This window comes from Massilia aerilata (genome assembly GCF_042656905.1).
GTDB lineage: Bacteria > Pseudomonadota > Gammaproteobacteria > Burkholderiales > Burkholderiaceae_D > Telluria > Telluria aerilata.
Map to the genome: position 1 here is coordinate 240,321 of NZ_JBHSMZ010000024.1, position 21,719 is coordinate 262,039.

Here is a 21,719-nt window from a genome sequence, read left to right on the forward strand (position 1 = left end):
AGTAGACCATGCTGAACAAACTGCGGATCGGTCCCAAGCTGCTGCTGGCCCCCGGACTGGTGCTGGTACTGCTGCTGATGCTGTCGGGCGCTGCGTACTACGGGATGGTGCGCCAGAACGCATCGCTGGAAAACATGGTGCAGGTGCGGGCCGCGCGGCTGCAGAACACGGCCGACGTGGCCGGCGACGCCAAATACGTCCACGCCAACGCCTACCAGCTGCTGGCCTGGATCAACGGCAGCTTCGCCAAGAACCGGCTCGACGCCCTGATCGCCGACATCGGCCGCCGCCATGCTTCGCTCAAGACCCAGCTGGGCGAGCTGGCGAAGGTCACCAGTGGCGCCGAACGCAAGCCGGTCGACGCCTCGCTGGCGGCGCTGGCGGCCTACGTCAAGGCGGTGCAGGAGACCATCGAGATGGCCCAGGTCGACCAGTCGATCGCGACCAACTCGATGCAGAAGGCGGAAAAGGAATTCGGCACCCTGAACCAGCAACTGGGCCAGCTGGCCGCGCTGGAAAAGAGCCTCAGCGAACAGGCCTATGCCGCCGCGCGCGAGGAATTCCACAGCCTGGGCAAGACCATGGCCTTCCTGGTGCTGCTGTCGATCGCGGTGTCGATCGTCGTGACCATGCGGGTGCGGCGCGCGATGCTGGGCGATATCGGCGCGATCTCCACGGTGGTCGACGAACTGGCCGCCGGCCGCCTCTCGGCCAGCGTCAGGAACGAGGGCCGCGACGAGATCGCCGGCGTCTCGCGCGCGCTCGATCACACCATCGCCACGCTCAACCAGACCCTGCGCAGCGTGCTCGATTCGGTGCGCTCGATCGACACCGCCTCGAAGGAAATCGCCAGCGGCAACCTGGACCTGTCGACCCGCACCGAGCTGCAGGCCGGCTCGCTGCAGCAAACCGCCAGCGCGATGGAGACGCTGACGACGGCCGTCAAGGACAACGCCAACAACGCGCGCCTGGCCACCGAGCTGGCGGCCGAGGCGGCGCGGCTGGCGTCCAGCGGCGGCGAGTCGGTCGAGCGCGCGGTGGCGACCATGGAATCGATCCGCGCCAGCTCGCGCAAGATCGTCGACATCATCGGCGTCATCGACGGCATCTCCTTCCAGACCAACCTGCTGGCCCTGAACGCGGCGGTGGAAGCGGCGCGCGCCGGCGAACAGGGACGCGGCTTCGCGGTGGTGGCCAGCGAGGTCCGCACGCTGGCCCAGCGCTCGGCCTCGGCCGCCAAGGAGATCAAGGCCCTGATTGCCGATTCGGTCGCCATCATCGACAGCGGCAACGCCTCGGTCCACGAGGCGGGCGCCAGCATGGGCAGCGTGGTGGCCTCGGTGCAGCAGGTGAACGACATCATCAACCGCATCAGCTCCGCCAGCACCGAGCAGGCGGACGGCATCGCCGACGTCAACCGCGCGGTCGGCCAGATGGACGACATGACCCAGCAGAACGCGGCCCTGGTCGAGGAAGCCGCGGCGGCGGCGGCCAGCCTGCACGAGCAGACCGTCAACCTGGCGCGCGCGGTGTCGGTCTTCAAGATCGAAGGCGCCGAGCAGGCCGCCGACGCCGGCGGCGAAGAGCAGGACGACGATGCGTTCGCGCGGGTCGACCGGCGCGCGCCCGCCAGTCCGATGCGCGGCCAGCGCCCGGTGCTGGAGCATCGCGCTCCCTCAAGGAAGCGCGCTTGAAGGGCGCTCAGGGAAAGCGCTTGCTGACGTAGCGCGAGTGCTTCAAGCCAAAGCGCCACGGCACCTCGATCGCCTTCGAAATGCCGATGCGCGGCCCGGTCACCACCTCGATTCCCTTGAGCGCGGCCACCAGCTCGAACGGCGGCTGCGCCAGCGGCATGCCGTTCTGCGCCCGCGTCACGCCCAGCGCCTGGGTCAGCTTGCCCGGCCCGGAGCAGAGCAGCCACTCGTCAGTCGTGCCGCGCCGCTCGCGCATCTGCTCCAGCCCGGTGACCGGCTCCAGCGCGCGGATCAGGACCCCGGCGCCATGCCCCTCTTCGCGGCAGACGAAGTTCAGGCACCAGTGGATGCCGTAGGAGCGGTAGACGTAGGCGTGGGCGGGCGGCCCGAACATCGCGAAGTTGCGGTCGGTCGGGCCGGAATAGCTGTGCGAGGCCGGATCCTCGCCGTCGTAGGCTTCGGTTTCGACGATCCGGCCGCCGACGCCGTTGAACAGCACGCTCACGCCGATCAGCTGGCGCGCTACCAGGTGCGACGGGGCGGAGAAATCGATACCGGCAAGAATGGTAGAAGACATGTAACAATCTTATAACGCCTGGATCCGTCGGGTCGCACGGACCGGGCTGTGTGTGACAAGAACAACTGTCTGATTTGCTACACAAAATCAATACTTTGGTGCAACTTGGTCTACACTCGTTTATAGTGACGAGCTTTGCACATCTTTCCGTGCAGCATCGTTTTCCCCTCCCCTGCCATGAGTACTGCATCCGTCCTGGCGCGTCCAAGCGCCGCCGAGGATCCCGTCGACGCCCTGATGAAGTCGATCCGCATCCCGCCGCGTCCCAGCCTGCTGGCGGACCTGCAGCGTGAACTGTCGTCGCCTGATCCGAGTCCCGAGACCATCGGCCGCATCGTCGCCAGCGACGTCGGCATGTCGGGCGCCCTGCTGAAGCTGGCCAATTCGTCCATCTACGGCGGCCGGCGCAAGGCCAAGTCGATCGAACAGGCCATCCTCTTCCTCGGCATTAACCAGGTCGCTTCGCTGATGACGGGCCTGCTGGCGCGCCAGGCGATCCCGGCCAACAGCGCGGCCCTGGCCAGCTTCTGGGACGTCTCGACACGGCGCGCGCAAGCGATGGTATTCCTGTCGCGCCGCCTGCGCATCGGCGAGACGGACGTCGCGCATACCTTCGGCCTGTTCTGCGATACCGGCGTGCCGCTGCTGATGGACCGCTTTGCCGACTACGACGCCACCTACGCCGCCGCCTCGCTCGAAGCGGAACGCCCGTTCACGGCGCTGGAGGAAGAGCGCCACTCGACCTCGCACGCGGCGATCGGCTGCCTGCTGGCGCGCAACTGGGGCCTGTCGGACCACGTGGCCTGGGCCATCCTGCACCACCACGACTACGCGGTGCTGGAAGACGCCAGCACCGCCGGCGCGGTGCGTTCGCTGGTGGCGCTGTCGCTGCTGGCGGAAGCCGCGATCTGCAAGTACCAGGGCCTTGCCGAATCGCTCGAATGGAACAAGGGCGGTGCGCACGCCTGCGCCTGGCTCGGCCTGTCGGCGGAAGAAACCGCCGAGCTGCTCGACGAGCTGCACGACGCCTTCCACGAAGAGGATTAAGAGCGTCTTTACATCTCCTCCGTACCGGCAGATACTGAAAGAAAAAGTTCACCGGACACGGAGGAAAAGATGAGACACCTCGTAGCGATCCTGCTGGTCTTGCTGGCCGGCTGCGCCAGTACGCCGAAACTGCCCCCCACCCCCGACCTGTACAGCGACGCGTCCTTCAAGCCGCCCTCGGCGCCGGTCAGCACGGCCGAGCTGTTCACGCTCAGTCCGGAAATGCGCGATTACCTGCACAGCGCGGCCTTCCAGAGCTATCTGCGCAACCGCGGCAAGGAATACGGCCTGCTCGAGGCCCTCTACAACGGCAGCAAGTCGGGCCTGAAACTCGACTACGACGCCACCTACACGCGCAACGCCGCGGAGACTTACCGCGACCGCGCCGGCAATTGCATGTCGCTGGTGATCATGACAGCCGCCTTTGCCAAGGAACTCGGCATGACGGTGCGCTACCAGAGTGTCCTCCTCGACGAGAGCTGGAGCCGCGGCGGCGGCCTCTACCTGCTCAGCGGCCACGTCAACCTGCTGCTGGGCTACCGCGCGCCCGACCAGCTCTACGGCTCGGATCCGGAACGCGCGCTGGTGGTCGACTTCCTGCCCGATCCGCGCGCCGACAAGCGCTACACGCAGCAGCTGGAAGAAGACGAGATCCTCATGATGTACCAGAACAACCGCGCCGCCGAGGCCCTGGTGGAGGGCAAGGTCGACGATGCCTACTGGTGGGCGCGCGCGGCGACCGCCAGCAATCCGCGCACCGCGCTGGCCTACAATACCCTGGGCGTGGTCTATGAGCGCCATGGCGACCTGACCATGGCCGAGCGCGCCTACCGCGCCGCCCTGATGCGTGAGCCGCAGAGCGTCATCGCGCTGCGCAACATCGAGCCGGTGCTGATGGCGCTCGGTAAGACCGAGGAAGCGAAGACGATCGCGCAGCGCGTCGCCAAGATCGAGCCGGTCGCGCCCTTCCAATATTTCAACAAGGGCATCGCGGCCTACCAGCAGGGCGAGTTCGGCGAGGCGCGGGACTTGTTCGCGCGCGAGGTGAAACGCGCGCCCTACTACGACGAATTCCATTTCTGGCTGGCGGCGAGCCTGATCCAGCTCGGCGAGCTCAAGCAAGCCCGCGAACAGCTGGCCCTGGCAGCGGACACCAGCACAAAGAAAGACACCCGCAACATCTACAACGCCAAGCTGGCCCACCTGCGCCAGCTCGGCATGCGCTGAGCTGGCGGGCCTTGTGACGCGCTCTTAGAACCTATCCCAGTAGGGAATGAGTCGTTGCTGACGCGCTTGCCATGCATCGTCATCAACTTCCTCCTCCCTACTGGGATAGGTTCTTAGTGGCGGCGCGGGCGGGGCGCCGGCTTCGGCATGCCCTGCCTGTCCAGGTGGCGGAAAGTGATCCGCCCCTTGTTCAAGTCGTACGGCGACATTTCCAGCGTAACACGGTCACCGGCGATGATGCGGATGTGGTTCCGCTTCATCCGCCCGGAGGTGTACGCGACCAGCTGGTGACCATTCTCGAGGTCCACGCGGAAGCGCATTTCCGGCAGCACTTCGGTTACCTTGCCATGCATTTCAATCAGGTCTTCTTTCATCTCGTGTCCTTTTCATGAATCGTTAACGCCAATGCCCAATCCCAGGCATTGCTGACGCAGCGCCTGGGGCGGTTGACAGGGTCGAAGTCGGGAAAAACGGCTCCGGCTGCAGTGTCGAGCCGTAGGGGGATTGGGGGATGGAACCGATATGGGGACGTTGCGCGAAAAAAAAAGGGCTGGCGCCCTTTTCTTCGCTTGCCGTGCTGCTTGCCGTGCTATCAGCGGCGGCCGCGGAAGTTCGAACGGGGTGCCGGCGCGCCGCGCTTCTCGATATGACGGAAGGTGATACGGCCCTTGCTGAGGTCATACGGGGACAGTTCCAGGCTAACCTGGTCGCCGGCGAGGATGCGGATGTGGTTCTTTTTCATTTTGCCCGCCGTGTAGGCGATCAGCTTGTGGCCATTTTCGCAATCCACGCGAAAACGCGAGTCGGGCAGGACCTCGGAGACAACGCCATTCATTTCGATGAGTTCTTCTTTTGCCATCTGCATACTCCAGTTCGGTAGGATGGTTGAAAAAAAAGCCCGCTCACTGCGGGCTTCGTTTCAATGTGACGCCAATGCTTCAATCGCCGCTCCAGCCCTTGCTATCTGCAAGGTGCGGAGCCCGGACGCCCGGGCTATCTGCCAGGTGCCTCCATCGTGTAAACCGACCAATGTATGTGGAATGACATCCCCATCCGGCTTGTTCGCTTGCGCCATTACACATGTCGCGCTGCGCGCCTTGCACAGGGAACGGCAGGACCATCGAGACCTGACCGCACACGCAGTGTAACACGGTTCTGTCTTTTGTGCAGCGCACAAAAATCCTAGAACAGCTGAGCGATGCTGTCGGAGGCGAGATGGGCATCGACCAGCCGGCGCCACACGGCCAGCTTCTGCTCGAAGCGCATCGCCATGTGCGCCGGCGACGACGAAGGCAGCACCACGCTGCGGTAGCCGGCCTGCTCGAACTGCGGCGCGAATTTTCCTGATGCCTGGCCGTTGAAGCCGACCGTTTCGAGCTGCGGGCACAGGTCGCGCAGGCGCTCGAAATCGTTGGCGGCCGGCTTGCGGATCGCGGAATCGAGGCTGCCTTCGCGCTCGCAAGCGGCCAGCACGTCCCACAGGCCGAAGCGATGGGCAAGTAAGCGCGGCAGGCGCTCGTTGTATGGCAGATTGTAGAGGTCTTCGCCGACCAGTTCGCCGACCAGTTTCCAGAATTGATTACGCGGGTGGGCGTAGTACTGCTGGGCCGCGAGCGATTGCGCGCCGGGGAAGCTGCCGAGGATCAGGATGCGCGTGTCGGGGGCGATGACCGGGGCCAGGCCGGTGAGAAGGGAGGTGGATTCGAGGTCTGAACTTGGCATGCAAGGATTGTATGCCGTTTGCCTCAAAACCGTCATTCCCGACCTGGCCGGCCGCCTTGGCGGGAATCCAAGTTGCACGCATCTCGGCGGCTCCTCGAACTTGGGTCCCCGCCAAGGCGGCCGGCTAGGTCGGGGACGACGCTGAAATGAAAAAAACGGCGGCACGCTCGCACATGCCGCCGCAAAGGGCTTTCCCAAGACTACCCACTCACTTCCTTCATTTGCTCGCCAGCGCCACCGTGTTTGCGGACGAGGAAGCCGGCGCCGCATCCCAGCCCCCGCCCAGCGCGCGGATCAGGGCGACGGTGGTGACCGCGCGGTCGCCGCGCAGCTGCACCGCGCTGCGTTGCGCGGAGGCCAGGTTGCGCTGCGCATCCAGCAGCTCCAGGTAGCTCGAGCGGCCGGCTTCGTACAGCTTCTGCGCCAGGTCGGCCGAGCGCCGCGCCGACACCACCGCCGCCTCGAGCTCCGCGCCCTGCCCGGCCAGCACGCGCAGGCCGGCCAGGTTGTCCTCGACTTCGGCAAAGGCCACCAGCACGCTCTGGCGGTAGCTGCCCACCGCTTCTTCCAGCGCGGCTTCGCTGCGGACCACGTTGCTGCGGTTGCGGCCGCCGTCGATCAGCGGCATGGCCAGGGTCGCGCCCAGCAGCCAGGAACGGCTGCTCCACTTGAAGACGTCGCCGAAGGCGCCGGCCACGCCGCCGCCGTTGGCGCCGATGCTCAAGGCCGGGAACATGGCGGAGCGCGCCACGCCGATGCGGGCGTTGGCCGCCTCCATCGTGCGCTGGGCGCCGGCGATGTCGGGGCGGCGCTCCAGCAGGCTCGATGGCAGGCCGGCCGGGATCAGCGGCAGGCTGGCGTTCGCTTCCAGCGGATCGCTGGCGGCGCCGAAGTTCGAGGCCGGCTGGCCCAGCAGCACCGCCAGCGCATGTTCAGCGGTGGCGCGCCGGCGCTGCAAGCCGATCGCTTCGGCGCGCGCGGTGGACAGCTCCGTCTTCGCCCGCGACAGGTCGAATTCGCCGATGTCGCCGAGTTCGAAGCGGCGGCCGGTCACGCGCACGCTCTCTTCGCGCAGGCGCACGGTCTGGTTCACCGTGGCGATTTCCGCGTCCAGGGCGCGCAGCCGGAAGTAGGTTTGCGCCACGTCGGCCTGCAGCGACAGCAGCACCGAGCGGTAGGTCGCTTCGACGGCGCCGGCATCGCCGCGCGCCGCCGCCACATTGCTGGACACGCGGCCGAACAGATCGAGCTCGTAGCTGGCGCTCAGGCTGGCCTTGTAGCTGGTCACCGGGGACATCCGCGTCCCCGGCGCCACGCCCGCTTCCAGCGGCGACAATTGCCCGCGCTGGGCGCCGACACCGACGCCGATCTGCGGGATGCGGTCCGCTTCGGCGATGCCGGCGATGGCCCGCGCCTGTTTTACACGCGCCGCCGCCACCGTCAGGTTCTGGTTGCTGGCCGTGGCCTGGGCGATCAGGCCATCCAGGCGAGTGTCATTGAAAGCCTTCCACCATTCGCCGCGCGGCTGGCTTTCGGCCGGCTGCGCGACCTTCCAGGTGCTGCCGTCGGCGGCGCTGCGCACCGCCTCGGGCGATGCCGCCGGCGTCGCCTGCGCTTCTTTAAAGGCCGCCGGCGTCGATACCGACGGCTGGTGGAAGGCCGGCGCCGCGCAGGCGCTCAGCAGCAGGGCCGCCAGCACGGTGGCGAAGCGCGGTGCGAATTTCGCGACCGTTTGCACCACCGGCTGTGCCAGCGGACGGCGCTGGGGCCGGGCGAGGGCCTCGTCGAGGGCCTGGTCCCGGATGTCATTCATGCTTGTCATTTCAAGGCTCCTTCAAGTTCGGTGGTATGCGGCTCGGCATGCACGAGGCGATGCGAGGGCTTGCCGAAGCGCGCCGCCAGGGTGCGCAGCAGGACGTAGAACACCGGCGTCAGGAACAGGCCGAAGAAAGTCACGCCCAGCATGCCGGCAAACACCGCCACACCCATCGCGTGGCGCATCTCGGCGCCGGCGCCGTGCGAGAACACCAGCGGCAGCACGCCCATGATGAAAGCGATCGAGGTCATCAGGATCGGACGCAGACGCAGGCGGCAAGCCTCCAGCGCGGCGGCGACGATGCTGCGGCCGTGCTGTTCCAGCTCCACCGCGAACTCCACGATCAGGATCGCGTTCTTCGAGGCCAAACCAACCAGCACGAACAGGGCGATCTGCGTGAACACGTTGTTGTCGCCGCCGGTCAGCTTCACGCCGATCAGGGCGCACAGGATCGACATCGGCACGATCAGGATCACGGCCAGCGGCAGCGTCCAGCTTTCGTACTGCGCGGCCAGCACCAGGAACACCAGCAGCACGCACAGCGGGAACACGTAGATCATGGTGTTACCGGCCAGGATGTCCTGGTAAGTCAGGTCGGTCCATTCGTAGGTAATCCCCTTCGGCAGCACTTCGCGGGCGATTTCCTCCATCGCGGCCTGGGCCTGGCCGGACGAGACGCCCGGGGCCGGGCCGCCGTTCATTTCGGCGGCGACGTAGCCGTTGTAGCGCTGGACGCGGTCCGGGCCGTAGGTGTCCTTGACCTTCATGATCGAGGACAGCGGGATCATCTCGCCGGTGCCGGAGCGGACCTTCAGCTGGGCGATCTGCTCGCGCTGTGAACGGAAGGGCGCGTCAGCCTGCACCCGCACCTGGTAGGTACGGCCGAACTGGTTGAAGTCGTTCACGTACAGCGAGCCGAGGTTGATCTGCAAGGTCTGGTTGATCTCGGCCAGCGACACGCCCAGCTGCTTGGCCTTCACGCGGTCGACGTCGGCGAACAGCTGCGGCACGTTGATCTGGTAGCCCGAGAACACGCCCTGCAGGCGCTTGTCGGCCGCGGCCTTGGCCATGAAGGCCTGCACCGCCTTGTTCAGCTCATCGTAGCCGAGGTTGCCGCGGTCTTCGATCATCATCTTGAAGCCGCCCGTGGTGCCCAGGCCGTTCACCGGCGGCGGCGGCAGCACCATCACGAAAGCGTCTTCGATGGCGCCCATGCGCTTGTTGATCTCGCCGGCGATGGCTTCGGCGCTCTGCTCCTTGCCCTTGCGCTGGTCGAACGGCTTGAGGCTGGTGAACACGATGCCGGCGTTCGGCGCATTGGTGAAGCCGTTGATCGACAGGCCAGGGAAAGCAATCGAGGATTCCACGCCAGGGATCTTCTTGGCCACGTCGGACATCTTGCGGATCACTTCATCGGTGCGGTCCAGCGAGGCGGCGTCCGGCAGCTGGGCGAAGCCGATCAGGTAAGCCTTGTCCTGCGCCGGCACGAAGCCCGGCGGCACGGCCTTGAACATGAAGATGCCGGCAATCGCGAGCAGCACATACACGCCCAGCGACGCGCTCTTGCGCTTCAGGACGCCCTGCACGCCTGCCTCGTACTTGTGCGAGGAACGGCTGAAGAAGCGGTTGAAGCCCTTGAAGAAGCGGCCCAGCACGGCGTCCATTCCGCGCGTCAGCCAGTCCTTCTTGGCGCCGTGCGGCTGCAGCAGCACCGCCGACAAGGCCGGGGCCAGGGTCAGCGACAGGAAGGCCGAGATCACGGTCGAAATCGCGATGGTCAGCGCGAACTGGCGATAGAACTGGCCGGTCAGGCCGGACACGAAGGCGATCGGCACGAACACGGCGCACAGCACCAGGGCGATCGCGATGATCGGACCGGACACCTCTTTCATTGCCTGCACGGTCGCATCATGTGGATTCAGGCCGTTCTCGATATTCCGTTCGACGTTCTCCACCACCACGATGGCGTCGTCGACCACGATACCGATCGCCAGCACCAGCCCGAACAGGGACAGCGTGTTGATCGAGAAGCCGAAGCCCAGCATCACGGCGAAGGTACCGACCACCGACACCGGCACCGCCAGCAGCGGAATCACGGACGCGCGCCAGGTCTGCAGGAACACGATCACGACCAACGCCACCAGCACCACCGCTTCGATCAGGGTGTGGACCACGGAGTCGATCGACTCGCGCACGAACTGGGTCGGGTCATAGACGATGCTGTACTCCATCCCCTGCGGGAAGTCTTTCGACAGCTCCGCCATCTTGTTGCGCACGTCGGTCGACAGCTGCAGCGCATTCGCGGTCGGCGACTGGAAGATCGGGATCGCGACGGCCGACTTGTTGTTGAGCAGCGAGCGCAGGGCATAGGAGTTCGAGCCCATTTCCAGGCGCGCCACATCTTTCAATAAGGTGGTGGCGCCGTCCTGGCTGGTCTTGACGACGATGTTGCCGAATTCTTCTTCCGACTGCAGGCGGCCCTGGGTGTTCACGGTCAGCTGGAAGTCGGCGCCTTTCGACGGGCCCTGGCCGACCACGCCGGCCGCGACCTGCACGTTCTGCTCGCGGATCGCGCCCACGACGTCGCTGGCGGTCAGGTTGCGTGCCGCGACCTTCTGCGGATCGAGCCAGACGCGCATGGCGTAGTCGCCCGAACCGAACAGCTGGACGTCGCCCATGCCCTTGATGCGCGCCAGCTGGTCCTTGACGTTCAGGGTCGCGTAGTTGCGCAGGTACAGGTCGTCATAGCGGCCGTCCGGCGAATTCAGGTGGACCACCATCGTGATATTGGGCGAGCTCTTGACCGTGGTGACGCCGATCTGGCGCACCTCTTCCGGCAGGCGCGGCAGCGCGCGCTGGACGCGGTTCTGCACGGCCGTCTCGGCCTGCTCGACGTTGGTGCCGATCTTGAAGGTCACGGTCAGCTGCAGCGCGCCGTCCGAGGTGTTCTGCGAGGTCATGTAGAGCATGTCCTCGACGCCGTTGATCTCCTGTTCGATCGGGGTGGCGACGGTTTCCGCGATCACCTTCGGGTTCGCGCCAGGGTACTGGGCGCGAACCACCACGGAGGGCGGCACCACTTCCGGGTACTCGGAAATCGGCAGCTGGAAGATCGAGATGAGGCCGGCCACGAAGACGATGACCGACAACACCGCCGCGAAGATCGGCTTGTCGACGAAAAAGCGTGAGATGTTCATGTTCTTGATTCCTTCTTATTTGGCGTCCGCCATGGCCAGCTGCTTGTCCTTCGCAGCGCCGGCGCCCAGGTTGGCCACCATCGGCACGGTCTGCGCGGTGATCGGCGAACCCGGACGCACGCGCTGCAGGCCGTTGACGACGATTTTTTCGCCCGGCTTCAGGCCGGTCTTCACCACGCGCAGGCCCTCGACCACCGGCCCCAGTTTCACCTCGCGGTACTCGGCCTTGCCGTCCTTGTCGACCACGAACACGAACTTGTGGCTCTGGTCGGTGCCGACCGCGCGGTCGCTGATCAGCAGCGCCGGCTTCTCGCTGCCGCCGCCGATCTGCACGCGGGCGAACAGCCCCGGCGCCATCACGTCGTCCTTGTTGGCGAAGGTGGCGCGCAGGCGCACGCTGCCGGCGCGGGTGTCGAGCTGGTTGTCGACGAATTCCAGCTTGCCCTCGTGCGGGAAGCCTTCTTCGTTGGCCAGGCCGACACGCACCGTCACCGGCTGGCCACTGTGGGCTTGCGAACGCACGCGCAAATAGGTGTCCTCGTCGCCGTCGAAGCTGGCGTAGATGCGGTCGGTCGAGACCACGGAGGTCAGCAGGCTGGAGGCGTCGACCAGGTTGCCCAGCGTGATCTCGGCCTTCGAGACGCGGCCGTCGATCGGCGAGACGACGCGGGTATAGGCCAGGTTCAGCTTCGCGGTCTCGTACTGGGCCTGGGCGGCGCGCGCATTCGCTTCGAGTTCCTTGTGGGCGGAGGCGCTGGCGTCGTATTCGCGCTGGGCGATGGCCTTGTCGCCCAGCAGGCGCTCGGCGCGGCTCAGTTCCAGCTTGGCCAGGTCGGCCTTGGCGCGCGCCGAGCTGGCGGCGGCGGCGGCGCGTTCGGCTTCGGCCTGGAAGGGACGCGCGTCGATCACGAACAGCACTTCGCCCTTTTTCACGGTGGCGCCGGGCTTGAAGTTGACGGCGGTGATGAAGCCGGACACGCGCGAGCGGATCTCGACGTGTTCGACGGCTTCCAGGCGGCCCGAGAATTCCTGGGTGTCGGCGACCTGCTTCTCGACCACGAGGGCGGCGGAGACCGGCGGACCTGCTTGCGCCTGGGGCTGGGCTTCGGCGGCCTTGCCGGTGGCATCCGAACAGCCGGCGATCAGCGCGGCGACGCCGGCGGCGCCAAGCGCGAGGACGACGGGACGCACGGCGCTGCGTAATTGATGAATGGATTTCATGGGTAAGCCCTCCGATTCTTGAAAACTTATTAATAAATAGGCGAAAGCGGTCCCTTCCGGTCTCGCGTCGGGGACGCAGACAGAAACGCAGGAAAAGACAGGTCTCCCGTGCCCGGAATGGGGCACGTTGTTCTGGTTTGGGTAAAGCTAGGCGTTAGCGATCAGCTGCCGGGCGGGGCGTTGTCGGATTCGAGCCCGGCGATGAAGTTGGCGATTTCGTGTAGCGCATGGCCCGTACAGGCGCATTCGTTACGGGCGTTCGGTTCCTCGATGCGGGCAGGCGCCATGCGCCGCACCGTGGTCTTCACGCCCGCGTTGATCAGCTTTGCGCCATAGGCTTCGGCCTCGTCGCGCAGCGGGTCGTCGTCGGCCGACAGGATCAGTGCCGGCGGCAGGTTCTTCAATCGGCTCGACTGCAGCGGCGAAGCGTAGGGGTGGCCGCGGTCGGCGGCGTGCGGCAGGTAGCCGCGGTAGGCCGCCGCGCATTCGTCGAACACCCTGGCCTTGTCCGGGCAGGTCGGCATCTCGCGCATCGAGCAGCTCGACAGGCCCGGGTCGAGCATCGGCATGATCAGGATCTGGCCGGCAAGCGCCGGGCCGCCGCGGTCGCGCGACATCATCGCCGCCACCGCCGCCAGGTTGCCGCCGGCCTCGATGCCGGCCACGATCAGGCGCTTGCCGGTCCAGCCGAGCCTGGTCTTGTTCTTCTTGGCCCAGTTGACGACCGCATGCGCATCCTCGGCCGCCGCCGGGAAGGGTTTGACCGGCGCCAGCGTATAGGTCGAGGACAGCACCACCGGGTAGCCGCTCGCGTCGGCGAGACGGCGCAGGAAGCTGTCGGACTCGTCCAGGTCGCCGTCGTCGAAGCCGCCGCCGTGGAAGAACACGATCAGGATGTCGCGCTTGCCGTCCACGGCCGCGCGGTACAGGCGGCCCGCCAACGGGGTCTCGAAACCCGCTACCTCGAGGTCCTTCACCACCAGCTCGTGCTGGCCGTCCATCTGCGCATTGTTCAGTACTGCCGCATTCATTGTTGCACCTTGCTGGTTGCCACGACGTGGAACAGGGCCTGGTAACCGACGGCTTCGCCGGCGGCGGCATTCGCGTAGACGCCGCTGCCGACCAGCGCGGCCATGAGCGTGACGCTCAGCGCCAGCGCAAGGCTTGCAAGGATTCCATCGCGATTTTTCATGTCCTGCTCCCGTGTGTGTCTGTCACATTTATCAGTGACCGTGCCGATACTATAGACATGAACTAGAATCTGATAAATACCGCAATCGCGAATCCATTATTCAGATCCCTGAACAATCCAAATGAACAATAAGCTGCAAGCGATGGAAGTCTTCGTGCAGGTGGTCGACGCCGGCAGCTTCACGCGCGCGGCCGAAACCCTGCAATTGCCCAAGGCCACGGTCTCGACCCTCGTGCAGTCGCTGGAGACCTCGCTGTCGGCCAAGCTGCTGCACCGGACCACGCGCATGGTGACGGTCACCACCGACGGCGCCGCCTATTACGAACGCTGCGTGCGCATCCTCTCGGACGTGCGCGACGCCGAGGAATCCTTGTCGCGCACCCGCCTCTCGCCGAGCGGACGGCTGCGCGTGGACGTGCCGACCGGCCTGGCCAGCGAGATCCTGATCCCGGCGTTACCCGCTTTCTTCGAGCGTTATCCGGACATCATGATGGAACTGGGCAGCACCGACCGCCCGGTCGACCTGATCGAGGAAGGCGTCGACTGCGCGATCCGCGGCGGCGAGCTGGGCGACGACAGCCTGATCGCGCGCCGGGTCGGCATCATCAACTTCGTGACCGCGGCCTCCCCTGGCTACCTGGAACGCTACGGCGTGCCCCAGCACCCGCGCGACCTCGAGCGCCATCGCTGCGTGAATTATTTTTCCGCCAAGACCGGCAAGACCTACGACTGGGACTTCCGGCGCGGCGAGGAACGCATCGACATCGGCATGCGCGGCGTGATCGCGCTGAACGATTCGAACGCCTACGTGCAGGCGGGCCTGTCCGGCCTGGGCGTGATCCAGATGACGGATTACCTGCTGACCCAGCACGTCGCCGCCGGCCGCATGGTGCAGCTGCTGGCCGACTGGACCAGCGAGCCGCTGCCGGTCCACGTCATCTATCCGCAGAACCGCCACCTGTCGGCCAAGGTGCGGGTGTTCGTCGAATGGGTGTCGGAGCTGTTCGCGAACCATCCCTTCATGCACCTGCGCGCGGTGCCGCGGGTGGGTAGCAACGCGCTGCCGCTGGCGGCGATGGAAACCGTGACCGCGGGCGCAGCCGCTGCTACCATGTCTTCATGACACCAAGGAGACCCGGATGCGCACCATCGACACCCTGCTGGACCAGTACGGCGAAAGCCACCGCAACCCGACCAATGAGCTGATCCATTTCGTGTGCGTGCCGGTGATCGTGTTCACGCTGCTGGGCATCCTGTGGAGCATCCACCCGGCCGTCGCCGTCGCGGCCTGCCTGGCTGCGCTGGTCTATTACTTCAAACTGTCGCGCCCCTTCGCCTTCGGCATGCTGCTGATGAGCGCCCTGATGCTGGCGGTGCTGGCCCTGATGCCGCCGATGACGGTGTTGCCGCTGTCGATCGCCATCTTCGTGGTGGCCTGGATCGGCCAGTTCATCGGCCACAAGATCGAAGGCAAGAAGCCATCCTTCTTCGACGATGTGCGCTTCCTCCTGATCGGACCGCTGTTCGTGCTGGGATTCCTGTACCGCCGGCTGAACGTGGCTTACTGAGCTTCTCATTAAGGAGTAGGCTAGTCTGACCGCTGCAATCGCGGCGGCCTGGCCTATTGCATGAGGAGCTCATCATGAAAACCGTCGCCGCCCTGGCCTTGATCGGCATCCTGGCCGGATGCGCCACCCCGCCCGAATCGGGCAGCGTCTACAACAGCTACCAGACCATGAACGAACAGGTGGTGCGCATGGGCACCGTCGAGTCCGTGCGCAACGTGAGCATCGCCAGTCCGGAATCCGGCGTCGGCACCATGACCGGCGCCGCGCTGGGCGGGCTGGGCGGTTCCGAAATCGGCGGCGGCAAGGGTTCGATCGCCACCGGCATCATCGGCGCCGTGGCCGGCGGCCTGGTCGGCCAGCAGGTCGAGCGCGGCGCCGGCCGGCGCAACGGCTTCGAGATCACCGTAAAACTCGACAGCGGCGAACTGCGCGCCATCACCCAGCCGGCCGACGAACTGTTCCGCCCCGGCGAACGGGTGCGTCTGCTGAGCAACGGCTACAACACCCGGGTTACGCACTGAGGACAGTTTCCACGTATACTTTCTGGATGCCATCTTATGTCCTCTTCACCATTGCCTCCCTGATCTGGGGTTCCACCTTCTGGGCCATCACCCTGCAGCTGGGGGAGATTCCGCCCGCCGTCTCGGTCGTCTACCGATTCGCGCTGGCGTCCGGCGCCCTGTTCGCCTGGTGCCTGGTGCGCGGTGACAAGCTCTGGTTGCCCTGGCGCACGCAGAAGTGGACTTTGATGCAAGGTTTCTTCACCTTCGGCTTGTCGTATGTCTGCACCTACAACTCGGAGCAGTATGTGGTGTCGGCCCTGGTGGCGGTGCTGTTCGCGCTGATGGTGTTCTGGACGCCGCTGCTGTCGCGCCTGTCTTTCGGCACGGCGATCCCGCGCAAGACCTGGACCGCGGGCGTCGGCGCCATCGCCGGCGTGGTGCTGCTGTTCTGGCATTCGATCCAGGGCGCGCTGCATGATATCAACCAGGGCGGCCAGGGCCATTTCCTGCTCGGCCTGGGCCTCGGCATCGTCGCCTCGATCGCCAGCGCGGGCGGCAGCATCGTGGTCGGCAAGGTGCGCGAGCAGTCGAGCAACCTCATTTTGACAACTGGCTGGTCGATGTTCTGGGGCACCTGCATGGTCGCGCTGTGGTGCGTGCTCAGCGGCCAGCAGTTCATCCTGCCGCACACGACCAGCTACGTGCTGGGCCTGCTGCACCTGGCCATCTTCGGCTCGGTGGTGGCCTTCATCTGCTATTTCACGCTGATCAACCGCATCGGCTCGGCCAAGGCCGTCTACATCGGCGTGATCACGCCGGTGCTGTCGGTGCTCATGTCGATCAAGCTCGAACACTACCGCCCCGGCCTCATCGAATGGCTGGGGATGGCAGTCTGCCTGGGCAGCGTCGCCTGGGCTCTGCACACGCCCAAGCGCAAGGCGCCTACCATCAACCTCACCGATGCGCTCGACGCACCTCTCGAAACACCATGACCGCCGATACCATGAACACCTTCGCCATCCGCCCCGCCACCCCGGCCGACGTCACCCACATCATGGGCATGATCCACGAGCTCGCCGTGTTCGAGAAACTCGAGCACCAGGTGGTGGCGACCGATGCCCTGCTGCACGAAGGCCTGTTCGGCGCCCGTCCGTCCTGCGAAGCGGTCATTGGCGAGGAAGACGGCAAGGTGGTGTCCTATGCCCTCTTCTTCCACAACTTCTCGACTTTCCTGACCAGGAAAGGCCTGTACCTGGAAGACTTGTACGTGCGCCAGGATCGCCGCGGCAAGGGCTATGGCAGCCTGATGCTCAAGCACCTCGCCCGCATCGCCGTCGACCGCGAATGCGGCCGCTTCGAGTGGTCGGTGCTGGATTGGAATATGCCGGCGATTAATTTCTACAAGTCCATGGGCGCCGAGGTGATGCCGGACTGGCGGATTTGCCGGGTGTCGGGCGAGCCGCTGAGCGCACTGGCAAAAGGCTGAGCTGGAAAAGAAAAAACCCACGGGCTGCTACAAGCGCCGTGGGTGAACCCATTTGATGGGAGGGGAGATTGAATCCAACGGTTTCAATATACGCTCTGGCCCGCCTGGCCGAAAGGATCCCTTACAATTGCTTACGTCGGTAACGGGGCGTTAAGATGGCTTAACTGAGGCTTAAACACGCTGATGTCCAAGGAATCCTTTTCCGCCGAGTTGAACGCCTGGTTCACGCATATTGCCAACGAGGTGTCCGGCATGGCGCTGCGCCGTTCCTTGAACCTGTTGGACACGGTACAGTCGGCAGCATTGACGCAAGATCTCTCCTTTCATCCCCTGGTTGCCACGCTCGGCGGTATCGCGCTCGACGATCCCGAAACCAGTAATTTCCATTTGTACCTGACTCGTTCGCCACTGAGCGGTGGCATTTTCTATTTGTCGCACGACGGCGATTCACGGCTTGTCTTTCCTTCTGTGGATACATTGCTTGCCGCAGCACGCGAAGCAAGCCTGGATCACCTTTCCCTGGACGAATTACATCCGCCATCCGCGCCGCTCGCGCAAGACCAGGCTGCGCTGGAACAGTTCATCGCCAGCCTGCTGGACGCTGGCGAAGACGATGATCTCGCGGTAATCATCGCGCTCATTCCTTCGTTGGCGCTCGCCGATCTCCCGCTGCTCGAGCGTCTTGCCACGCACGAGGATTTTTTCGTGGCCGAAGCGCTCGCCGACGCGATCACGGAACGTCCCGCCGCTGGACTGCGGGACTTGGCGGAACGCTGCAGCAGGCATCCGCACCCACAGGCTGCGCAGGCCGGCGCCCGCGCCCTGGCAGCGGTTGACAACGCACTGCCGCGCCCGATTGAGTGATCACAAATGCAATAAGCGGGCGTATCCGACAATGTGGCCTCAAGACGAGGACAAGGACATGAAACTGCTCTTCCAAGCGATCGCGAGAATCATCTACCGGGCCTGGCTGCGGTCCCGGCTCGACAACTACACCCGCAGCCTGCACATCATCGCAGCGCAGCGCGAGAACGATTTCCACGCCGAGCGCATCCTGCACCGCGCGATTTCCGCCACCCGTTCCAAGCTGCAATCACTTTAAGCGACGCGTCAGCAGACGCTCAGCCAATTCGAAACCGGCCTGCGTCAGCAAGGCCAGCAAGGCGGCAGGGATCGCTCCCGCCAGCAGCATGTCGTTGTCGTTCAGCGCCAGCCCGGTAGTGATGCGTTCCCCAAAGCCGCCGGCGCCGATGAAGGCGGCGATCGTCGCCGTTCCCACACTCATCACCGCGGCCGTCTTCACACCGGCCAGGATCACCGGCGCCGCCAGCGGTAGCTCGACCTTCAGCAGCGCCTGGCGGCGGCTCAGGCCCAGCGCCAGCGCGGCGTTGCGCAGCCCCGCCGGCACCTGCAGCAGCCCGGTGCAGGTATTGCGCACGATGGGCAGCAAGGCATAGGCGCACAAGGCCACCAGCGCCGGCACCATGCCGATACGGCCCAGCAGCGGGATCAGGATCGCCAGCAGGGCCAGCGAAGGCACGGTCTGCAGGGTGCCGGCCACCGCCAGCACCGGCTGGCGCAGGCGCGGCGCCAAGGCCGCCAGCACGCCCAGCGGGATGCCGGCCGCGCAGCCGAGCAGCACCGCGACCAGCACCAGCAGCAAATGCTGGCGCGCCAGCTGGCCGAAGCCGTTGCCGAAGGTCTTGGCCAGCAGGCCGTCGCGCTGCGTGCTCGTGCGGTCGGCCCTGCCGGCCAGCCAATCGCGCGCAATGGCCGCAAACGGCTTGCGATCCAGCTCCGCCTGCGCATTCATCGCAATCATCGCATCGGCATTGATGCGTCCCTCGAGCCCCTGCAGCGCATGCCAGGCCGCCGGCATCCGCTGCGGCAGGTCGAGCCGGTACAGCAGCACGGCGTCGTAGCGCGGGAAGTAGTGCTTGTCGTCGTCCAGCACGCGCAGGCCGTACTGGCGGATCCTGGCGTCGGTGGTGTAGATGTCGATGACGTCCACCTGCTTCTGCTGCAGGGCTTCGTAGGCGATGCCGTGGTCGATGCCGCGCGGCGTCTGCGGCAGGCCGTAGCGCGCGGCGAGACCCGGCCAGCCGTCGCCGCGGCCGATGAATTCGTGCGACAGGCCCAGTTTGAATGCGGGCTTCGCCGCCAGCCCGGACAGGGCCGCGATGCCGCTGTCGCCGCGCGTGGCCAGCGCATAGCCGTTCGAGAAACCGAGCGGCACGCCCACGCCCAGGCCCAGCGGGCGCAGTTGTTCGCGCATCGCGGCCAGCGAGGTCGGCCTGGCGTTCTTGAGGATCTCGAGGTCGATGGTGCCCAGGTATTCCGGATACACGTCGATCGCGCCGGATTGCAGCGCGCTCAGGACGATGGCGGTGTTGCCCAGGCCTTGGCGGTGCTCGGCCTTCGCCACCGGCGCGGCGGCCTGCACCAGAATCTCGCCGAGGATATAGGATTCGGTGAAGCGCTTGGAGCCGACCTTCAATACCTGATCGGCCGAGGCCATGCCCGGCACACAGCAGACGATCCACACCAGCACCAGCAAGGCAAACCTGCGCATACGTCCTCATGTCGTGACGCCGGCGGATGCGCCGCCGGCCACGCACATGATAGCCGGGTTCAGGCTGGCAGGCTCACGCGCGGCGCACGCGGCACGCCGCCATTGACGACCAAGCGGCAAGGATTCGCGCCGATCGCATACGCCAGGTCGGCCGGGCGCGCGATGTCCCACAGCGCAAAGTCCGCCCGCCTGCCCGCTTCGATGACGCCGACGTCGCCGCGGCCCAGCGCGCGCGCCGCGTTGACGGTGCAGCCGCGCAGGGCTTCCAGAGGCGTCATGCGCCACATCGTGCAGGCCATGTTCATCGCCAGCAGCAGCGAGGTCATGGGCGAGGTGCCGGGATTGCAGTCGGTGGCCACCGCCAGCGGCACCCCGAGCTCGCGCAGCAGGGACAAGGGCGGCATGACGGTCTCGCGCAGGAAGTAGTAGGCGCCGGGCAGCAGCACCGCCACCGTGCCGGCGCGCGCCATCGCCTCGGCGCCGCGCGGCGACAGATGTTCCAAGTGATCTGCCGACAGCCCGCCGTATTCCGCCACCAGCGCCGCGCCGTCCTGGTCGGACAGCTGCTCGGCGTGCAGCTTGACCGGCAGCCGATACTTTCGCGCCGCCTCGAACACCTGCGCCGTCTGCGCATGCGTAAAACCGATGCGTTCGCAGAAGACGTCGACGGCATCCACCAGTCCCTCTCGCGCCAGCGCCGGCAGCATGCGCTCGCAGACTTCGACGATGTAGTCGCCGGCGCGGCCCGCGAATTCCGGCGGCAGCGCGTGCGCGCCGAGGAAGGTCGTCGCCACATTCACCGGCATGGTCGAAGCCACACGCCGCGCCACGCGCAGCATCCTGGCCTCGGATGCGAGATCGAGACCGTAGCCGGACTTGATCTCCAGGGTCGTCACGCCCTCGGCCAGCAAGGCGGCAATCCGCGGCGCGCTCTGGCGCAGCAGCTCGTCCTCGCTGGCGGCGCGGGTCGCGCGCACGGTCGACATGATGCCGCCGCCCTGGCGCGCGATGTCCTCGTAGCTGGCGCCGTTCAGGCGCGCTTCCCATTCGTCGCTGCGGTTGCCGGCGTGGACGATGTGGGTGTGGCAGTCGACCAGGCCGGGCGTGAGCCACAGGCCGCCGCAATCGTGTTCGCGCGCAGCTGCCGGCGCCTCGCTGCGCGGCCCAACCCAGCTGATAAGGCCATCCCGCACCGCCACCGCGCCATCGTCGACGATGCCGTAGCCGCCGTCGGCCATCGTGGCCAGGCGCGCGTGCGTAAACAGAACGTCGGCCACATCACTCATAGTGGCCGTCTTCATCCTCGAGCTCTTCCTCTCCGTCGTAGTAATGGATGTCGGCGATGAAGATCATCCCCTGCCCCGCCTGCAGGGTCCAGGTCGTGCCCTGGTCGAGCAGCACGGCGTCGTAGCGGACCATGTTGATGCGCTGGTCGTCGCTGCACAGCTCCAGGGCATCGCCTTCGGCCAGGAACAGCACGGTCACGGGCGCGCGCGCGACGAAGCGCGACTCGCCGCTCAGCATGCGCCGGCCGAACTGGTGGTAGCAGCGGTCGAGGCGGGTCATGACGTTGAAGTCGGTGCTGGCGCCGCGATTCAGCTTGGCCACCACCCGCGATTCGCCGTCGAAGATGGCCACCGGATCGGCTTTCGACAGCAGCATGGCCTCGCCGTCGATCTCGAGCGTCATGCCATGGCCGTCGACCAGGGCCAACGTGCGTTCGATGCCCGGGAATTCGGAGAAGGCGCCGTCCTCGGCGATGGTCGCCAGGCTGACGCGCCAGTCGAATTCCTCGAAACCGGCGTCGGGCGGAAACACGGCGATCTGCGTCGTGCTGCCGCCGCCGTTCTTCCAGGACACCGGACTCAGGCCGGCATAGGGGATAAGCATCGTCATG

Annotated in this window: 22 protein-coding genes; 10 read left to right on the plus strand and 12 right to left on the minus strand. The window is 66.0% G+C overall.

Features of this window, described 5'->3' with window-relative positions:
* Positions 1–8 precede the first annotated feature (8 nt).
* The gene (locus ACFPO9_RS24575) at positions 9–1,694 is read left to right on the plus strand and encodes a methyl-accepting chemotaxis protein (protein ID WP_379776222.1); all 1,686 of its coding nucleotides are present in this window, start codon (positions 9–11) and stop codon (positions 1,692–1,694) included.
* 7 nt (positions 1,695–1,701) lie between these two features.
* Here ACFPO9_RS24575 and ACFPO9_RS24580 read toward each other — a convergent pair whose 3' ends face one another.
* Complete coding sequence (locus ACFPO9_RS24580) at positions 1,702–2,271, minus strand: DNA-3-methyladenine glycosylase (RefSeq protein WP_379776224.1); 570 nt, start codon at positions 2,269–2,271, stop codon at positions 1,702–1,704.
* 177 nt (positions 2,272–2,448) lie between these two features.
* On the opposite strand from ACFPO9_RS24580, the gene ACFPO9_RS24585 reads away from it, so the two are divergent.
* Both ACFPO9_RS24585 and ACFPO9_RS24590 read left to right on the plus strand, forming a co-directional pair.
* On the plus strand, positions 2,449–3,318 hold the full coding sequence (locus ACFPO9_RS24585) for an HDOD domain-containing protein (RefSeq protein ID WP_379776226.1): 870 nt from the start codon (positions 2,449–2,451) through the stop codon (positions 3,316–3,318).
* A gap of 69 nt (positions 3,319–3,387) precedes the next feature.
* Positions 3,388–4,545: a tetratricopeptide repeat protein gene (locus ACFPO9_RS24590; protein WP_379776228.1), complete on the plus strand. Its 1,158-nt coding sequence runs from the start codon at positions 3,388–3,390 to the stop codon at positions 4,543–4,545.
* A 113-nt stretch (positions 4,546–4,658) separates the two neighbouring features.
* On the opposite strand, the gene infA (ACFPO9_RS24595) is transcribed toward ACFPO9_RS24590, so the two are convergent.
* From infA (ACFPO9_RS24595) to ACFPO9_RS24630, 8 genes are all read right to left on the minus strand, one after another.
* A complete protein-coding gene (gene infA, locus ACFPO9_RS24595) occupies positions 4,659–4,919 on the minus strand; it encodes a translation initiation factor IF-1 (protein WP_379776231.1) in 261 nt (86 codons plus the stop codon).
* A gap of 218 nt (positions 4,920–5,137) precedes the next feature.
* A complete protein-coding gene (infA, locus tag ACFPO9_RS24600) occupies positions 5,138–5,404 on the minus strand; it encodes a translation initiation factor IF-1 (RefSeq protein WP_230026758.1) in 267 nt (88 codons plus the stop codon).
* Between the two features lie 323 nt (positions 5,405–5,727).
* Positions 5,728–6,267, minus strand: a complete 540-nt coding sequence (locus ACFPO9_RS24605; protein ID WP_379776235.1) for a DNA-deoxyinosine glycosylase — start codon at positions 6,265–6,267, stop codon at positions 5,728–5,730.
* Between the two features lie 217 nt (positions 6,268–6,484).
* Positions 6,485–8,089, minus strand: a complete 1,605-nt coding sequence (locus tag ACFPO9_RS24610) for an efflux transporter outer membrane subunit (RefSeq protein WP_379776238.1) — start codon at positions 8,087–8,089, stop codon at positions 6,485–6,487.
* Positions 8,086–11,280: an efflux RND transporter permease subunit gene (locus ACFPO9_RS24615; RefSeq protein WP_379776241.1), complete on the minus strand. Its 3,195-nt coding sequence runs from the start codon at positions 11,278–11,280 to the stop codon at positions 8,086–8,088. Before ACFPO9_RS24615 ends, ACFPO9_RS24610 begins: the two co-directional genes overlap by 4 nt.
* Before the next feature lie 15 nt (positions 11,281–11,295).
* Positions 11,296–12,501 (minus strand): efflux RND transporter periplasmic adaptor subunit, encoded by a 1,206-nt coding sequence (locus tag ACFPO9_RS24620; protein ID WP_379776243.1) that lies wholly within the window; start codon positions 12,499–12,501, stop codon positions 11,296–11,298.
* Positions 12,502–12,662: 161 nt separating this feature from the next.
* Positions 12,663–13,532, minus strand: a complete 870-nt coding sequence (locus ACFPO9_RS24625) for an alpha/beta hydrolase (RefSeq protein WP_379776246.1) — start codon at positions 13,530–13,532, stop codon at positions 12,663–12,665.
* Positions 13,529–13,693, minus strand: a complete 165-nt coding sequence (locus ACFPO9_RS24630; protein WP_379776249.1) for a hypothetical protein — start codon at positions 13,691–13,693, stop codon at positions 13,529–13,531. Before ACFPO9_RS24630 ends, ACFPO9_RS24625 begins: the two co-directional genes overlap by 4 nt.
* Before the next feature lie 121 nt (positions 13,694–13,814).
* Between ACFPO9_RS24630 and ACFPO9_RS24635 the strand changes: the two genes are divergently transcribed.
* The 7 genes from ACFPO9_RS24635 to ACFPO9_RS24665 all read left to right on the plus strand — a co-directional run bounded on the left by ACFPO9_RS24635 (position 13,815) and on the right by ACFPO9_RS24665 (position 18,352).
* Positions 13,815–14,816: a LysR family transcriptional regulator gene (locus ACFPO9_RS24635; protein WP_379776253.1), complete on the plus strand. Its 1,002-nt coding sequence runs from the start codon at positions 13,815–13,817 to the stop codon at positions 14,814–14,816.
* Between the two features lie 16 nt (positions 14,817–14,832).
* Positions 14,833–15,261 (plus strand): Mpo1 family 2-hydroxy fatty acid dioxygenase, encoded by a 429-nt coding sequence (locus ACFPO9_RS24640; protein ID WP_379776255.1) that lies wholly within the window; start codon positions 14,833–14,835, stop codon positions 15,259–15,261.
* Positions 15,262–15,335: 74 nt separating this feature from the next.
* A complete protein-coding gene (locus ACFPO9_RS24645; RefSeq protein ID WP_379776258.1) occupies positions 15,336–15,782 on the plus strand; it encodes an outer membrane lipoprotein in 447 nt (148 codons plus the stop codon).
* A 26-nt stretch (positions 15,783–15,808) separates the two neighbouring features.
* Positions 15,809–16,756, plus strand: coding sequence for a DMT family transporter (locus tag ACFPO9_RS24650; RefSeq protein WP_379776261.1), 948 nt, complete (start codon positions 15,809–15,811; stop codon positions 16,754–16,756).
* Positions 16,753–17,250, plus strand: a complete 498-nt coding sequence (locus tag ACFPO9_RS24655) for a GNAT family N-acetyltransferase (RefSeq protein WP_379776264.1) — start codon at positions 16,753–16,755, stop codon at positions 17,248–17,250. The genes ACFPO9_RS24650 and ACFPO9_RS24655 overlap by 4 nt, the downstream gene beginning before the upstream one ends.
* A gap of 183 nt (positions 17,251–17,433) precedes the next feature.
* Positions 17,434–18,114 (plus strand): hypothetical protein, encoded by a 681-nt coding sequence (locus tag ACFPO9_RS24660; RefSeq protein ID WP_379776266.1) that lies wholly within the window; start codon positions 17,434–17,436, stop codon positions 18,112–18,114.
* A gap of 58 nt (positions 18,115–18,172) precedes the next feature.
* A complete protein-coding gene (locus ACFPO9_RS24665; protein ID WP_379776269.1) occupies positions 18,173–18,352 on the plus strand; it encodes a hypothetical protein in 180 nt (59 codons plus the stop codon).
* Here ACFPO9_RS24665 and ACFPO9_RS24670 read toward each other — a convergent pair.
* From ACFPO9_RS24670 to ACFPO9_RS24680, 3 genes are read right to left on the minus strand one after another with little or no spacing between them, the layout of a single operon-like run.
* Positions 18,344–19,822 carry a glycine betaine ABC transporter substrate-binding protein gene (locus ACFPO9_RS24670; RefSeq protein ID WP_379776272.1) on the minus strand — a complete coding sequence of 493 codons (1,479 nt, stop codon included), beginning with the start codon at positions 19,820–19,822 and terminating at the stop codon, positions 18,344–18,346. The two genes, ACFPO9_RS24665 and ACFPO9_RS24670, sit on opposite strands and share 9 nt — an antisense overlap.
* Before the next feature lie 59 nt (positions 19,823–19,881).
* A complete protein-coding gene (hutI, locus tag ACFPO9_RS24675; protein ID WP_379776563.1) occupies positions 19,882–21,108 on the minus strand; it encodes an imidazolonepropionase in 1,227 nt (408 codons plus the stop codon).
* The gene (locus ACFPO9_RS24680) at positions 21,101–21,718 is read right to left on the minus strand and encodes a HutD/Ves family protein (RefSeq protein ID WP_379776275.1); all 618 of its coding nucleotides are present in this window, start codon (positions 21,716–21,718) and stop codon (positions 21,101–21,103) included. Before ACFPO9_RS24680 ends, hutI begins: the two co-directional genes overlap by 8 nt.
* Position 21,719 lies beyond the last annotated feature (1 nt).